General features: G+C 50.0%; 15 protein-coding genes. 3 read left to right on the top strand and 12 right to left on the bottom strand.

The genetic code is table 11. The features are described 5' to 3' along the window. Nucleotides 1-521 precede the first annotated feature (521 nt). A complete protein-coding gene (locus tag E2980_RS19640; protein WP_135153922.1) occupies nucleotides 522-2,030 on the bottom strand; it encodes an MDR family MFS transporter in 1,509 nt (502 codons plus the stop codon). 217 nt (nucleotides 2,031-2,247) lie between these two features. Between E2980_RS19640 and E2980_RS19635 the strand changes: the two genes are divergently transcribed. Then, nucleotides 2,248-2,862, top strand: coding sequence for a TetR/AcrR family transcriptional regulator (locus E2980_RS19635; protein WP_135153921.1), 615 nt, complete (start codon nucleotides 2,248-2,250; stop codon nucleotides 2,860-2,862). Nucleotides 2,863-2,930: 68 nt separating this feature from the next. Here the strand turns inward: E2980_RS19635 and E2980_RS19630 are convergent, their stop codons facing one another. Beyond that, a complete protein-coding gene (locus E2980_RS19630) occupies nucleotides 2,931-3,587 on the bottom strand; it encodes a phosphatase PAP2 family protein (protein WP_135153920.1) in 657 nt (218 codons plus the stop codon). Nucleotides 3,588-3,635: 48 nt separating this feature from the next. After that, complete coding sequence (locus E2980_RS19625; RefSeq protein WP_135153919.1) at nucleotides 3,636-5,486, bottom strand: LTA synthase family protein; 1,851 nt, start codon at nucleotides 5,484-5,486, stop codon at nucleotides 3,636-3,638. A gap of 113 nt (nucleotides 5,487-5,599) precedes the next feature. Here E2980_RS19625 and E2980_RS19620 point away from each other — a divergent pair, with 113 nt between their 5' ends. Both E2980_RS19620 and E2980_RS19615 read left to right on the top strand, forming a co-directional pair. After that, nucleotides 5,600-5,926 carry a hypothetical protein gene (locus E2980_RS19620; protein ID WP_135153918.1) on the top strand — a complete coding sequence of 109 codons (327 nt, stop codon included), beginning with the start codon at nucleotides 5,600-5,602 and terminating at the stop codon, nucleotides 5,924-5,926. 94 nt (nucleotides 5,927-6,020) lie between these two features. Then, nucleotides 6,021-6,818 carry a (2Fe-2S)-binding protein gene (locus E2980_RS19615; RefSeq protein ID WP_167747192.1) on the top strand — a complete coding sequence of 266 codons (798 nt, stop codon included), beginning with the start codon at nucleotides 6,021-6,023 and terminating at the stop codon, nucleotides 6,816-6,818. A gap of 826 nt (nucleotides 6,819-7,644) precedes the next feature. Here the strand turns inward: E2980_RS19615 and E2980_RS19610 are convergent. From E2980_RS19610 to E2980_RS19570, 9 genes are all read right to left on the bottom strand, one after another. After that, nucleotides 7,645-8,907, bottom strand: a complete 1,263-nt coding sequence (locus tag E2980_RS19610) for an NAD(P)/FAD-dependent oxidoreductase (protein WP_135153916.1) — start codon at nucleotides 8,905-8,907, stop codon at nucleotides 7,645-7,647. A gap of 212 nt (nucleotides 8,908-9,119) precedes the next feature. Continuing rightward, entirely contained in the window at nucleotides 9,120-9,350 is a 231-nt protein-coding gene (locus tag E2980_RS19605; RefSeq protein ID WP_135153915.1) for a cold-shock protein, read from the bottom strand. 77 nt (nucleotides 9,351-9,427) lie between these two features. Next, a complete protein-coding gene (locus tag E2980_RS19600; protein WP_041059099.1) occupies nucleotides 9,428-9,628 on the bottom strand; it encodes a cold-shock protein in 201 nt (66 codons plus the stop codon). A gap of 483 nt (nucleotides 9,629-10,111) precedes the next feature. Continuing rightward, nucleotides 10,112-11,047 (bottom strand): ribose ABC transporter substrate-binding protein RbsB, encoded by a 936-nt coding sequence (gene rbsB / locus E2980_RS19595; RefSeq protein ID WP_135153914.1) that lies wholly within the window; start codon nucleotides 11,045-11,047, stop codon nucleotides 10,112-10,114. A 35-nt stretch (nucleotides 11,048-11,082) separates the two neighbouring features. After that, complete coding sequence (locus E2980_RS19590) at nucleotides 11,083-12,039, bottom strand: ABC transporter permease (RefSeq protein WP_135153913.1); 957 nt, start codon at nucleotides 12,037-12,039, stop codon at nucleotides 11,083-11,085. Next, nucleotides 12,026-13,537: a sugar ABC transporter ATP-binding protein gene (locus E2980_RS19585; RefSeq protein WP_135153912.1), complete on the bottom strand. Its 1,512-nt coding sequence runs from the start codon at nucleotides 13,535-13,537 to the stop codon at nucleotides 12,026-12,028. Before E2980_RS19585 ends, E2980_RS19590 begins: the two co-directional genes overlap by 14 nt. A 17-nt stretch (nucleotides 13,538-13,554) precedes the next feature. Next, nucleotides 13,555-13,950, bottom strand: coding sequence for a D-ribose pyranase (gene rbsD / locus E2980_RS19580; protein WP_135153911.1), 396 nt, complete (start codon nucleotides 13,948-13,950; stop codon nucleotides 13,555-13,557). Between the two features lie 4 nt (nucleotides 13,951-13,954). Further along, nucleotides 13,955-14,890, bottom strand: a complete 936-nt coding sequence (gene rbsK / locus E2980_RS19575; RefSeq protein ID WP_135153910.1) for a ribokinase — start codon at nucleotides 14,888-14,890, stop codon at nucleotides 13,955-13,957. Beyond that, complete coding sequence (locus E2980_RS19570; protein ID WP_135153928.1) at nucleotides 14,877-15,893, bottom strand: LacI family DNA-binding transcriptional regulator; 1,017 nt, start codon at nucleotides 15,891-15,893, stop codon at nucleotides 14,877-14,879. Before E2980_RS19570 ends, rbsK begins: the two co-directional genes overlap by 14 nt. Nucleotides 15,894-16,173: the final 280 nt, after the last annotated feature.

Genomic DNA, 16,173 nt, shown 5'->3' with positions numbered 1-16,173 from the left:
GTGTTGTTTTTGTTTGTATCCGTTTCCTAAACATATGCGATAGTTAACATGGCAAAAGCCACGCCCTATCCGAAGTTTTCTAACTCACGACTGAAGTCACGAGTTTGCGAAAACTGATCATCAAGTATACCATTTCTTTCCTCTGAGATTCTGAGATAATCTCCCTTGACATTATTCACGCAAGAGAGTATAGTTAAGAATCTAGAAGTAGTAACCCTCAGATTTTTCCTCAATAAAGGGTAATATTCCTCCGTTTTCCCACACGTTCCTTATTAAAATCTCAGATTGGCTGCTGGAAGGAACACGAATTCTAAACTGGAGCGGTCTTGGAGCCGTAAGAACGATAGAGAGGCAGGGCTATCGTTGTCTTCGTGAAAGTGAAATCAGGATGAATCGCGCGGTTGCGCTTCAATATTAGACCCTCGTCAGATACGTCTGACGGGGGTCGTCCAATTTTAAAGGATACAAGGAAAAGGCGGCACCCTTTACAGGGATGCCGCCTAACGTACTATTCATGAGATTTAATGACCAACCATCACCGGGATCTCGGCACTTCCTTCTTCGCCTTCGACCTTCTTAGGCTTCTGAAGCATCAGTCCAAGCACACCGCCGAGGACCGCGATTCCCAGCAGTATCAAGAACGTGTAACCGAAGGAAGAAGCGTATAGCTCGATGTCTTTTTCCGTCTTGCCCGTCTCGATCATCAGATCCTTCATCTTCGTCGCGGACAAAGTCGTGAGGATCGCGATAGCGAAGGACATCATGACTTGTTGCGCCGCATTGGTAAGGGATGTGACTCGGCCTACCAGGTTCTGCGGAGCGGATTGAATCAGATGGTTATTGAGCGGCATCATGAACAATCCCATTCCGGCTCCTAGCAAAGCAAGCGGCAACATGACCGCCGCATCTCCCGAAGACGCCGAGATGTTGGATAGCAACAATGCCGATATGGTCGTAAGAGCCATACCTGCTATGACTAGAGGACGCGCGCCGAACTTGTCGGATAATTTACCCCCTATCGGCATGAACAATCCGGAAGCAAGCGCTTGAGGCAGCATAATCAAACCTGTTTTGAACGGGCTGTACCCGTGAGCCTGTTGCAAAAAAAGAGGAACCATGAACATCGTACCGAACATCGCGATTTGCGAAATCCATTGCACGATAATTCCTTTAGTGAAGTTTCCGGAGCGGAATACGCGAAGCTCGAGCAACGGGTTCTGACGTCTCGTCTCGACGAGAATGAACAAGATCAGCGCCACGATACCGATTCCCGAACCGATCAACGTCGTTGCGTCGTTCCAAGTGGATTCACCCGTCATTTCGTCAACGCCGCCCTGGGAAACGCCGTATACGAGCGCGGCGAAAGCCAATGGCCCGAGGATCATACCCAACAAATCCAATGCCGCAACCGACTGGCGTTGAATGTTAGGCAACGAGCGTATACCGATAAGGATTCCGATTACGCCGATAGGCAAGTTAATCAGGAATATCCACTGCCAGCTATGATACTCGACCAACCATCCGGCGACTACCGGTCCTAACGCGGGGCCGAGCAGAATCGGAATCCCCATCATACCCATGACGGTCCCTACTTTACCCGGAGGCGACAACCTATAGATAAAGGCCATAGCGATCGGAATAACGACGCCTCCGCCCGCGCCTTGGATAATTCGGTACGTAATGAGCATTTCTACCGAAGTTGCCATTGCGCATAGCCCGGATCCGATGGTGAACAAACCGACCGAGATCAGGAATATTTTTTTGGCTCCGAATCGATCCGAAAGCCAGCCTGCCAATGGAATGACCGCAGCTTGCGCTAACGCATAACCGATGACCGTCCATTGTACTAACGAGAAGTTCAACAGTTCAAATTCTTCCGCTAGCTTGGGGAGCGCGACGTTAACGGCCGTCCCGTCCAAGATAACCATAAAAATACCGACGACGATCGCAACCAACGGGCCGATAATGCTGCGCATTGAGAATGGCGCTTCTTCCTTAGTTGCTTGTGCTTGCGTTGCTTTTGAAGACATGTATTCCCTCCTATCCTGATTAGAGCTTCCTTCGCGCAGTCTCTCTCGTCCATTGACCGCCACTTTCTTTGGCGTTACAATATGGACATATGGACCCTTCTGACGAAAGCCCGCAACTTTACCGGACAATTGTCCGTTTAAATCTGATGTTACCGGACAATTATCCGGTTGTCAACAAACGAAATGTAAATTTTCGGTAAAACGAGGAGGCTATTCCGTGTCCATTCGCCGGGAACGCAAAGACGCGTTGGAACACCGCCAATTGATTCTTCGGACCGCGCACGATTTATTCAGCGAACACGGAGTCCAGCCTGTCAGCATGCACCAAATTGCCAAGACGGCTGGGATAGGACAGGCAACGTTATATCGCAGATATGCCCACAAAGGCGATCTTTGCTTAGATATGTTATATGATTACAGCCATCAGCTCATGAACCAGATCAATCTCTTCTTGGAGGAGCATCGGAACGAGCCGCCTGCCTTTCGTTTGGGAGGAATCGTGGATCATTGGGTCGATGCGATCGAAGAGAAAGCCGATTTGATCATTGCCATGGAATCCAAGATGAGCTGCGAGGACGACCGCGGGAACTTCTTCCATTCGCCGATGTATCGCTTCTTCAGAGATAGGATGTCCGAAATTCTCTCCGAGATGCTGGTCAGCGATTCTCAGCAACCTATCGATACCGACTTTGCTGCCCATTCCATCATTTGCTCCATGTCCCCTATAGGCTACTTCCACATGAAGCAGGAGAAGGGCTATACGGTCGAACAAATTAAGCTGCACTTTCGCCGACTATTTACATTCTACGCGCATCCGCGGATGGCACAATAAAAAAAGAGGCTGATTCCCCCAAGCAGAGTTTGAAATCTGCCTATAGGATCAGCCTCTTTTTCACATTCCTAAGCCCCGAATGTTTTTTGACGTTCGCGCGTGACTTGGAACCTGCGTTCCAACAAGAAGAGCACTGCGGTAACGACTTCTACAAGAAATATTCCCGCTAATGCATCCATAATGACGTGTTGCTTCACGAATAATGTGGACATAATAATGGTACTGGATATCACTGTGATTAACGTTACGTTCCACTTGTTACGGAAAGAACTGGTCCATATCGTTCTCATGACCATATAGCTGGAGAAGCAGTGAATACTCGGAAAACAGTTATAAGGCTTATCGCGTTGGTAGATATAGCTCATTAGCTGCGAGATCGGATCGCTTCCCGTTACGATAGGACGGGGAACGGTAGTCTGGAATACGGAATAAATCAAATAACAGATTAAAGCGCAAACGACGTAAGTCATCAATGCGCGGTAATACACATTGACGTCCTTCTTGAAGAAATAAATCAAACATACGTAAATGTAGAATATCCAGATGGAATACGGCAAAGCGAAAGCCTTGACGAACGGAATGGCTTCATCCGCGGCCGTAATCAAGTGATAAACATCCCTATTCTCTATACTATTCGTCCAAGCATACATTAACCCCAGAATAGGGAATACAAGCATAAGCAACAGCGGCGCGTATTTCTTCCATTCTATATTTTTAAAAACCACTATCTGAACCCCCTGTATCTATATCTATATATCTATAATTCCGAACCCTCATTCATGTTTTGGCAGGTGACTCACGTAACTATCCGATAGCCTTAACAGCTCCAACGCTCGGTTATATTCCTCTTCCGTCGAATCCTTTTCACTCGCTTTCGCTCCGTTGAACGGATAATTCGATCCATCTTTGAATTCGAGTCCCGGCACGAAGATGCCCTTTCCGTTAACGAAAGACCCGGATGGCAAGTAATAACGCTGTGGAAGCAGGTTATCAACCTCGTTGAGAATATCCTGTCCGAAGTGAATATGGCCTTGCAACGAAATACCGAGGAGATTGGCCAACGTCGGGAAAATATCGACCTGGCCGCCTGTCTGCGTCAACCTCTTCGGTTCAGTGACGCCCGGAGCGACGACCAATAACGGAATATTCATCATTTCCGCGTATTGATATTCCCTTCCGTAAATTTCCCGCATCAGATCCTTCTCATGATTGCTGAGCGAGTAGATCGGCAAGCCCATGTGATCTCCGTATATAACGAACACCGATTTGTCCCACAATCCGTTCTTCTTCAGCTTCTCGATGAACAAGCCAAGCGAATAATCCGTATAATTCTGGGCTTGAATATAATCCCCGACCATAGTGCCTTGGTACCGTTTCGGGAGCTGAAACTTCACCTTGCGCTCCGGAATATCGAAGGGATGATGCGAGGACATCGAGATGATCTGCGAATAGAACGGATTGCCGGACCGGCTCATCTTCAGCAACTCATCCGCCGCCTTATCGTACAGAACTTCATCGGAAGAACCGAAGAATACCGTGTCTTCATCTCCGAAAAATTCGGCATCGTAATAACGATCGAATCCCAGCGCCTTGTATAATTCCTTGCGATTCCAGAATTGCACGTCATTCGTATGGAACGTAGCCGTCTGATAACCATGATCCATTAACACCTTGGGCATACTCGGCAAAGCCAAGTCCCCGTAATCCTGAGCGGCCGCTCCATGCTGAGGAATATAGAAAGACGTGTTCACTACGAACTCGGCGTCGGACGTATTGCCTTGGCCGACTTGCTGATAGAAATGCGGGAAATAAAAGTGCTCCTTCATGAGCTTGTTCATAACGGGCGTCACTTCCTGCCCATCGATCTTAAGATCGATCAGGAAATTCTGAGTGGCTTCCAGCTGCAGGACGATGACGTTCCTGCCCTCCGCTTCACCCCAATATAGCGGTGCCGCGGAATGCTGTTCCCCCTTGAGCTTGGCGATCGCTTCCTCCGTGACGTTGCCCGGATCCTCTGCCTTTTCGGTAACGCTGGAAATAGCGGCATAAGCCTCGTAACCCAGGATTCCCATGTTCTCCGCTTGCTTTAATTCGTTAATGCTGTCCCGGTGAATCCAGACGTTCGTCACGCTAACCGACAAAGAAAGCACGAATACCGCGGAGACGAGCACATTGGATTCACGCATCGAAAGAGATTTGCCCCATTGACGGAAACGACGGCTTATGAGCAGCAACAAAACCGCGACAATATCGATGTAAACGAACAGGAAGTAGGGGTGAAGCAAGGAGAAGACGCTCCCTTTGACCTCCGTAACTTGATTAACCTGCTGTAAAGCGTGATAGGTTACGATTACCCCAAAATATTTATAATACATTATGACTGCGAAATATATGGTCGTTAACAACAAATTAACCGTTACGTAAACACCTAATTTTCTGCGAGGCGCAAGCCATTCAATCAAGCAAAATAACACCCAGACAGACGGTATCCCCGTTGCCAACTGCAGCCAAGCCGATGAGCTGTCGAATACGACGACTCCAGCCAAATAGATCTTCATCACCATTAAGATGGAGAAAAAGACAAAGGGCTTGGACAGCCACGCTCCCAGCCTTGTAAAAGTCATGCAATACACCTCCAAAGAACCTTATTCATTATATAGGAAGTTTACAATGTGTTAAAGTACATCTTGAAGGAAGTTAACCTAAAGGTTGGCTAAAGAACGAGGCGTCGCGTATAATGAATCAAAACTTGAAAGGGGTATGCCCCATGGCCATTAGCTATACCAGAGAATATGACCAAATCCTGGACGATTTATCCCGAGCCTTGGTCACCGTGCCGAATTTCTATGAAGCATTCGAGATGGAGTCGGACGATTGGGAAAGCCTAAGCAAAGACGAGCGCGATATTTGCATACGCACTCTCGCCGATGATTTGTTCTATGTTCTTGGCACCGATGCTTCCGCCGAAGTCGGCCTCGGTACCGCGGAATATGACTCCAATCACTCCGTCATTAAAGTAACGGCCAACTCCCAGCTCGTTCACGTCGTTTCCTTGCGGGAATAGCCCATCTTTGGAGATTGACAATAGGGAATCCGAAGCGATATTATGGTTAAATGATAATGATTATCATAATCATAAATGGAAGGGCGGGATCCTATTGGACTTGAAGCTGTTCGAGGAACACTTCCACCTCTCCGACAAGGGGTCGGAGCATCCGTTGCTCTCAATCTCCGGTAATGATATCTTGAATGCCGAACCCATGCTAGCCATGCTGCGGAAGGGCTCCGAGTTGGTTAAGGGCATCGGTCTTGAGATTGGCGTCTCCGCTATTGGACTCGCTTTCTACGGGCTTATCGCTACCAAACAACTCGTCATGTCCCAATATAATCGGATATTGGATCTTTCTCTTGATAATCTAACCATACAAATTGAATCCCATAATGACCATGCCCATTTCGTATTCAAGATTTCGGAATTGAAATGGACCGACTTGCCCGCGGAAGGACGGGAAGCCGCCGTTCTGGCGGAATGGTCCCGATACTTCGCCGACACCGTTAATCCGCTGATTGAGGCTGCAACCTCGGCTATCGGATTGAAACCGTCGATTGTATGGAACCAATACGGAGCCCGTTCGGCTTACACGATGGACTATGTGCGGAAGATCGTTCCTGAAGGAACGGTACGTCAATTGATCGATGACGATTTTTCCTTGCTGGCCGGCCTTCCCGGGAAAATTTTCAATCGCGGGAAGAACCCTTTCGAATTTACCCCATGCTACCTGGACAGCCCGTATAAACCGGGAGCTCAAATCATGCTCCGCTCCTCATGCTGCCTGTGGTACAAACGAGAGAACGGAGTCAAATGCTATAATTGTCCGATTCTCAAGGATGATGAGAGAACCGAGCTGAAGTCGAAGATCGAAGCATCCATCAAAGAAAAAGAGCAGAGTGCATAGGTACATTGTTACATAGGAATTGGGCTGTCCCAAAAGTATGAACTTTTGAGCAGCTTCTTTTTTATCTTGGACCAGGTCGAACTTGGTGCAGGAATAGTTGCTGCTACTATTAAGAATTCGTTCTTATTTGCGTAGGTCAAACTAAATTGGTGCTCGAAGTCAGCGCGGAGGGTCGTAGTTAGCTTTAGTCAAACTAAACGCGGCGCGGAGTCGGTGCGAAGGGTCGTAGTTAGCTTTGTCAAACTAATTGGGTGCACGAAGTCGGCGCGGAGGGTCGTAGTTAGCTTTAGTCTAACTAATTGGGTGCCCGGAGCGGCGCGGAGGGTCGTAGTTAGCTTTAGTCTAACTAAATAGGTGCACGGAGTCACATCGGCGGGCCGTAGTTAGCTTTAGTCTAACTAAATAGGTGCACGGAGTCACATCAGCGGGCCGTAGTTAGCTTTAGTCTAACTAAATAGGTGCACGGAGTCACATCGGCGGGCCGTAGTTAGCTTTAGTCAAACTAATTGGTTGCCTGGAGTCGGCGCGGAGGGTTTAGTTAGCTTTAGTGCTTTAGTCTAACTAATTGCGTACTGGAGGCTTTGTTTAAGGTGTTGTAGTTTGCGTAGGTTTACTAATTGCGTGAGTGGAGAGGATTTATGAGTGAAGAAGGGGCTATCCCAAAAGGGTAGAACCGATTAAGTAAATCCCGAAATATGAACAAGAAAACCTCCAAATCCACTATCAAAGTGGGGATGGATGTTTTACTTTGGCTTGATTATTCATAGAAAGTGGGGGCTCAAAAAACCTAAAATTGACTTTTGAGACAGCCCCCTTTATTTTCGTATCATTTTTGGGGAATCTGGGGGTTGACTCCGCTCAGCAGCCTTCCGATTTCCTTCTGCAAATCCTCCGGCTCTTTCACGTAGTTGTACATTCCGAGGAAAGTTTCGGTTGCCTGCCGATCCGATCCGACCAAGCTGTAAGCTGCCGTTATTTCCGGAGGTGCAGGCGTATTCTTCGTAAATTGGCAGCCTATCCAGAACCGGGACATCAGCTTGGCTTCCATGGCCGATTGATACACCTTGCCCATTGGCTCCCAACTTCTCTTCCATTCGCTGGCCGGATACTGCGATAGGATTTCCGAGAGCATATGCGCACCGTATAACGCATCGTGCAGCCCTTGGCCGACAGCGGGATCCTTGAAGGATAGGGCATCCCCTAGAAGCGCCCATCCTTGACCCATGCCGACAAACCAGTCATTGTCGTAGCCATGCATACCCTTAACGGTTTCTGCGAAATTAGCCTTCCGAAAGCGATCAGCCAATGAAGTATGCCCGAACCCCTCATCGATCAGTCTTCGGATGCCCTCTTCCGGATCAGATTTGAATCTTTCCATCCACGCGGAATCGTCGAGCGGGTACATGACGCCAACGACGAACTGATCGTCGCTGGTCGGAAATACGATTGCCAGCTTATCTTGGTTTTTGTAGAATTCGACGTGCATTTCGCCTTCCTGGACGAAATCCGTTACGTAAGCTGCGTAGGAGGCGAAGTCGGTCGGCACCGCGATCTTTCGCTCGCTCCCTGCCCACTCCCTAACCTTCGATAATCTTCCGTCTGCTCCGACGACTAAGCGCGCGGAATAAGTCTCGATATCATCTCCGCCATCCTTGCGCTTTCCTTCTATGCACGTAATTATACCGTCCTCTTGGATAAGAGCCGTAACGCGGAAGCCTTCGATCGCCGTGACGCCCGGCTGGGCTTTGGCATTTTCGAACAGGATTTGGTCCAAGTATTTGCGCCGAACGCATAGGCACCCCGTTATGCCGTCGGATTCCGGGAATAAGCCATCGATGACCGCTCCATCGAAGTTAATGTGCGCACGGCGATATATTGGCGTATTCGTATTAAGCAGTGCGTCCAACACCCCCATCCCGCGCAGCAGGCCGAGCGAGTTGCTGTATAGGTTATTGGTCGACAAGGTATCGCTCGGGAACGTTCCCCGGTCTACTAGAAGTACCTCATAGCCCTCCCTCGCTAACCAATAAGCCAACGAAGAGCCCGCTACCCGGGCGCCCACAACGATCACGTCATACGTCTTGCTCATTATGCTCTCTCCTTCTCTCCAAAGACAGTTATGGATTCGATTCCATCCTCCTATCATCGTAATTCCATGCTGTGTAATATGACCAGTTACCACAGTCACCCGGGAAGTCATAGAATAAAAGCACAAAAAAACTCGACAAGGTCGAGTTTAGTTTCTTGAGCCCGAGAAAAGAAAAAGAGCACCTCTCGCGGTGCTCTCCAACATAATCTTGGTTATCCGATTGAGACGCCTTTACGCAAGGATTTTTGATCCCGGTTCGTGTTCACAAGCGCGGGAAGCATTTTAGTTCCGCTTTCCATCGGCTCATTACACAATCCGCAGGTCGGGATGGTTTCGAATGCGAAGTTATCCCTCATCCATCCTTTGCAGCCTTCACTCGTGCAGGACCAGACCGCCGTCATTTCTTCAGGAATTTCTTCGAACACTTTTTTCCGTGAGTACATGGACGAGCCTCCTTTTCCTATAGCATAACCAAAAAAAATGCCCTTAACTAACTGTTAAGGGCATTTTTGTACTGGATTTACAGTTTAACAACGTTCTCCGCTTGTGGTCCGCGGTTGCCTTGTACCACATTGAATTGAACGCGTTGTCCTTCGTCCAAAGTTTTGAAGCCTTCACCCGTGATCGCGCTGAAATGCACGAATACGTCGTTGCCGCCTTCAACCTCGATGAAACCGAAGCCTTTGTCTGCATTGAACCATTTCACTGTACCTGTTTGCATGTAATTCACCTCCAACTTCTATTGCCTCATGAACTTTTTTATTCATACGAATAAAAAATCCACAATATGAAACGGGTTAAAATCTACAAAATAATAACCCTTTCCATTTTGTGAATCCAGGTCACGATTTCGATAGGTCTTATCATATCAGGTTCCCATATAAAATGCAAACGGATTCTCCTTACGTTTTCATTTTCACAACCCCTTTTCCCATAAAACAGTAACCAGCAGCGCCGTGATTCAGGCGTTGCTAGTTTAGATTAACCATTATTAATAATCTTATTCTTGGTTTATTTAACCCGTCGCGACCAGATCAGTTGAGCATACCTGCGCCACGGATGGCCATCCGTCTCCTCTAGCAAGGTGCCGAGAACGTATTGGCAGTATCGCAAACGATGGACTCCGCCGGCATAAATAAAAAGACGATTTCCTTCGCTAAAGCAAAGGAAACCGTCTCTTTTGAATTTATATATCGTAAACGGGTTATTTTTTGGTCACTAGTTCCAAATCGACCGGAATGGCGTTTGGCACCTTCTCGCCTCCGGCTACTTTTACCGCCGTTTCGATCGACTGTTGGCCGATCAATTCCGGTTTCTGCGCAACCGTGGCTGTCATCGTGCCGGCATTGACGGCGCTAACCGCGTCGGCTGTCGCGTCGAAACCGACCACGACGATGCCTTTTTTGCCTGCGGCTTCAATCGCCTGCAAGGCGCCGAGCGCCATTTCGTCGTTATGGGCGAACACTGCCTGAATGTCGCTTTGGCTTTGCAAAATGTTTTCCATAACCGTAAGTCCTAAAGCACGGTCGAAATCGGCTGGCTGAGAAGCAACGACCTTCACGCCGTCTTTGCCGTCTACCGCTTTATGGAATCCTTCGCCGCGATCGCGGGCAGCGGAGGTGCCGGCTTTTCCCTGAAGTTCGACGATATTCCCTTTTCCGCCAATTGCTTGCAGAATATAATCGCCCGCCATCTGACCGCCCTTCACGTTGTCGGATGCGATATGCGTAACGACCGTTCCGCCATTAGCGGCGCGGTCAACCGTAATAACCGGAATACCCGCGCTATTGGCCGATTCCACGGCCGATACGACCGCGTCGCTGTCCGTCGGATTGATGAGAATGACGCTAACCTTTTTCTGGATTAAGTCCTCGATACCGCCGATCTGTCTTGCCGTATCGTCTTGAGCGTCAACGACGATCAGCTCCGCGCCTGCGGCTTTGGCCGCCTTTTCCGCGCCTTCTTTAAGCGTTACGAAGAAAGGGTTGTTCAAGGTCGATATCGAAAATCCGATCGTCACCTTGCCGCCAGCCGCTTGGCCGTTTCCTGTACCTGTATCTGTTGCCGTACCTGTCGAGCAAGCCGCTAGGAAAACGAATGCGGCAAGAAGCAGCATCGATCCGAATAATCTTTTTTTCATGGTTGTAGTCTCTCCCTCTAAGGTTGAATTTGTTATTAGCGTTTTTTCGAACGATCGAACAATACTGCGATTAATATGACGGCCCCTTTGACAACTTGTTGATAAAATGACGATACGTTCAATAGATTGAGTCCGTTGCTCAGAACGCCGATAATGACGGCCCCGATCAACGTTCCGACTATCCTGCCTTTGCCGCCCGACAGACTGGTTCCGCCGAGCACGACCGCCGCAATGGCGTCCAACTCGTAGGTAACGCCCGCCGTAGGTTGAGCGGAATTGAGCCTGGAGGTCAAGATAAGTCCGCTGACCGCAGCCAACAGGCCGCTGATCGAATAAACCAAGACCTTTACTTTCGATACGCTAATCCCCGATAGCCACGTCGCCTCCTCGTTGCTCCCGACCGCATACACGCGCCGGCCGAAAGTCGTATGTCTCAAAATGATATATAATACTGCAAACGCGATGATCATCCAGATGATCGGCATCGGTATTTGCAGAAAATACCCTTTCCCCATGAAGGCGAAATCTTTGTTCAATCCCGTAACCGGTTTTCCGTCTGTATAGACGAGCGTAAATCCCCGGAAGACGGTTAACGTGGCCAGCGTAACGATAAACGGAGCGAGCCTTCCGTACGCGACCAGAAGCCCGTTGACGGCGCCCATCACGATCCCGGCCAAGAGTCCGACGCCGACGGCCAGCCATGTATCCGTTCCCCCGGCCATCAAGCCGGCCGTAAACGCGCTGGACAAGGCGAGAATGGAACCGACCGAAAGGTCGATGCCGCCCGTCAAAATGACGAATGTCATTCCGAACGCGATCAGCGCGTTAATGGAAACTTGCCGTAGCACGTTAAACAGGTTGTCTACGGTTAGAAAATTTTCCGCCGAAACCGATAACACGAAAACGATCAATATTAACCCGATCAAGGAACCGAGCCCCTGCACCTTGAACCTTTTATGTTTCCGAACGTCTATTGCATCAGCTTGCTGCATGTGGTTCTCCTCCCCCTGTTGCGCTCATCATGATATTTTCCTGAGTAGCCTCTTTTTTGCTAAATTGCCCTGTTATTTTCCCTTCATGCATGACGAGTATCCTATCGCTCATTCCGAGCACTTCGGGAAGCTCCGAGGAAATCATCAATATTGCGACTCCATCCGCAGCCAGCTTGTTCATCAGATCGTATATTTCTTTCTTCGCCCCGATGTCGACGCCTCTCGTCGGCTCGTCCAATATGAGTACCTGCGGGTTCGTCGCCAGCCATTTCCCGATGACGACCTTCTGCTGGTTGCCCCCGCTGAGAGATCCGACCGGTTGCGCGCCGCTAGACGCTTTGATGAACAGCGACTTCATCATCTTGTCGGACAGCTCCCGCTCCTTCGCGCCGCTCAGAATGCCGAGATTCGAAACCGTCGCTAAGTTGGGCATGGACAAGTTATCGCTGACGGACATCGGCAGGAGCAGTCCTTCGTCTTTGCGATCCTCCGTCACGAGAGCGATGCCCGCTCGGATCGCGTCGATCGGTTTGCGAATTGAGGTCGGCTTGCCGTTTACCGAAATCGTTCCCCGGTCGATCGGATCAACCCCGAACAGCGCTTTGGCAAGCTCCGTACGGCCCGCTCCCATCAGACCCGCTATTCCGACGATTTCGCCCGCCCGGACGGAGAACGAGATGTCATGCAATACGCCTTTTCGCGAAAGCCCCGCAACATTCAGTTTGTCTTCGCCGAGCGTAATATCTACCTTCGGAAACCGGTCTTTGATTTCGCGGCCGACCATCATCTTTACGATTTGGTCCATATCCGTTTCCGCCACCCGCTCGGTGCCGACGTAACGCCCGTCGCGCATGACCGTGATCCGATCGCATATCCGGAAAATTTCTTCCATCCGGTGAGAGATGTAAATCATGCCGACGCCGCTCTTTTTAAGTGAAGCGATTACATGAAAGAGCGCCTCGATCTCGCGATCGGTTAGGGCGGCCGTAGGCTCGTCCAGCACTAAAATCTCTGTGTTCTTCGACAATGCCTTGGCGATTTCGACCATCTGTTGCTGGCCGACGGACAACTCTTCGACAACCGTATCCGGATCGATCGCCAGTCCAAGCTGCGATAGAAACCGAGTCGATTCCCGTTTCATCTTTCGCCAGTCGATAAGCTTAGTCGGTCCGTACGTGAATTCCCGGCCGAGGAAGATGTTCTCCATCACCGTCAAGTGCGGAATCAGGTTCAACTCCTGATGAATCATAACGATTCCAAGCTGCTGCGCGGCCGAAGGTGTAGATAGCGATTGCTCGGCTCCCTTTACGTTCACCGTACCTCCGTCCCTCGCGTAGATTCCGTTCAATATTTTCATCAAAGTCGACTTGCCGGCGCCGTTCTCGCCCATCAGGGCGTGCACTTCTCCGCTATCGAGCGAGAACTGCGCCTGCTGCAGCACTTTAACGTCGGAAAAGCTTTTATCGATCCCCTTCATCTCCAGCAACTGCGTTGCCATCTCGTGTACCCCCTTAGTTAGAAAGTAACCCCCGCGTGTAAAATGACGTTGGCGTAAGCCGTATGTTCTCCGGTACGAATAACCGCTTTCGCCAGATTGGTCAATTCCTTGAACTGCTCATGGCTGACGCCGTGCGCCTCTGCTTTATCCAGAATGCGTCCCGTCTGTTCGAACAACTCCGGACTGGCTTGTCTCATCTCATCAGCTATCGTATACCGTTCGACCTGCATTTCTTCCATTATAGTCTCCAGCGTTTCCAGAAAACCCGGTACTCCGCGCTTGAGGGCCAAATCGATCCGTTTCACGCCGGGCGGAATCGGCAATCCGCTATCCGCAATAACTATCGTATCCGTATGGCCAAGCTCGCTGATCAGTCTCGACAGCTCGCTGTGAATGATTCCGATTTTCTTCATCCTGTTACTCTCCTGTTGTCTTCAGTTCCTTCATGAACCTTAGCGCCTCGTCTTCCGTCGGCATTCCTGCCTGCGCGCCGAATTTGGTTACTGCTAGCGCGGAGACTACCGACGCGTAGTCGACCGCTTCTTCCAAGCTCCGTCCGGCCGCGATCGAAAGAGCCAGTCCTGCGTTATAGCAATCGCCGGCTCCCGTCGTATCGACAACCGGCACTTTATAACCCGTTAACGTACGCATCCCGCCGTCATCCGTCAAATATGCCGAGCCGTCAGCACCCAGCGTCGTAACGACATGGGCGGCGCCCATCTCTTTCATTCTCCGCATAGCCGACTCCAGCGCTTCGCCTTCGGCGTCCATCCCGGTATATCGGGAAAGCTCCGTTCGGTTGGGCGTCAAGTAATCGATGAACCCGAACAGCTCTTCCGGCAACGGCTGCGCGGGCGCGGGATTGAGCACAACCGTTTTACCTAACGACTTCGCTTTCTTGGCGGCATATAAGACCGTTTCGACCGGTATTTCTAATTGCAGCAGAACAATGTCCGCCTGAAGGAGCTTGCCTTCGCTGCGGTCAATGTCGGCCGGCTCCACCCGGTAATTCGCCCCCGGCACGACGACAATGCTATTGTCGCCTTCGGCGACATAGATCGAGGCCACGCCGGTCGCCACTCCGGCGACACGTTTCACGCCTGACACGTCGACGCCGGCTTCCTGCAATGAGCGGAGTAATTCCTCGCCGAACGCGTCATCGCCGAGCGCTCCTATCATTGCGGTCTCCGCGCCGAGCCGAGCCGCCGCGACCGCCTGATTCGCCCCTTTGCCGCCGGGGATAAATTGGATTCTTTCCCCCAATAGGGTTTCCCCTACCTGCGGATAACGTTCGGTTTCGATCACGATATCCATATTCAAGCTGCCGATAACGACTAGCTTAGGCTTGTTCATTCGTACCTTGCCTCCTAAAAGTCGAGTCCCGGACGATAAGCTTAACGTCAAGCTCGTACAACCGGTCCTCTTCCAACTTGCCTTCGATTTTCTTGATCAGCAGGCGCGAAATGAGCGCTCCCATATCATAAATCGGCTGCGCAATCGTCGTGAGCTCGGGTACCGTTATTTCCGTCGTTTGTATCCCGTCGAAACCGCAAACGGCCACTTGCCGGCCAACCGGAATCCCCTTTCGATGCAGCGCTTTCAGTGCCCCGATCGCCATCAAGTCGTTACCGGCAAAAATGCCGTCTATATCGGGATGGCGTTCCAGCAGCCGATCGGTCGCCTTCATTCCGCCGGCGATCCTGAAGTCTCCCGGCTCTATCAGCGTAGGCGAATACCAGTCTAATATCTGCACCGATTGCTCATAGCCGATAAGCCTCTCCTTAGCCGTAATCAGATGCTGCGGTCCGTATATATGCGCGATTTTACGGCAGCCCACGTCAAGCAAATGTTGGACAGCCATGATGGCGCCTTCTTTGTTCTTGGACCTCACTATGCTCGAGTTTTCTTCTGAAGGACCGCGATCCAAGCAGACGAAGGGAATTCCTAGCTTCGTCAACATTTCCGCATCATCGTGCCCAAGCGTGTTGGAGGCGAAAATGATTCCGTCGATATACTTCTGCTTAAGCGTTTCAATGTATCTTTTCTCTTTGACGGCTTGATCATCCGAATTTCCGAAAATAACCGTATATCCGTAAGTGGCTGCGACATCCTCCACCGCGCGTGCCAAGTCCGAAAAAAACAAGTTCGATATGTCGGGAAGAATGAGCGCGATCGTGTTCGTTTTTTTGCCGGCTAAGCCTCGGGCGACCTGGTTGGGCGCATACTTCAATTTGTCTATCGCATACTTAATCGTTTGCTCCGTTTCCGAATTCACGTAACCGCTTTTGTTCAAATAACGCGAGACGGTCGATACGGAAACTCCGGCCAGCTTGGCCACATCACGAATGGTTGAGATGGCTCTCCCCCCTCTGCGAAATAAATTGCGGTAACGGTACCATAAATCTTTATAGTATGCCTTAATAACGCTTATATATAGCATTATTCTAATGTGGTAACGGTACCGCATTTGTAATATAGCACGCAGAATAAAAAAGCACAAGCACCCGCTAATTATTAGATATAATTAACAATTTTATGCTTGTCGCGAATTACACGGCCGTTTTTAAATCCTCGGGACAAAAAAAAAGGCCTATTCCAATACGAATAGACCCTTGATATACCCTTTTCCATAACTC

Source organism: Cohnella luojiensis, from assembly GCF_004564235.1.
GTDB classification, from domain to species: domain Bacteria; phylum Bacillota; class Bacilli; order Paenibacillales; family Paenibacillaceae; genus Cohnella; species Cohnella luojiensis.
Note: the sequence above shows the minus strand (reverse complement) of the source record. Positions and strands in the feature narration are given on the sequence as shown.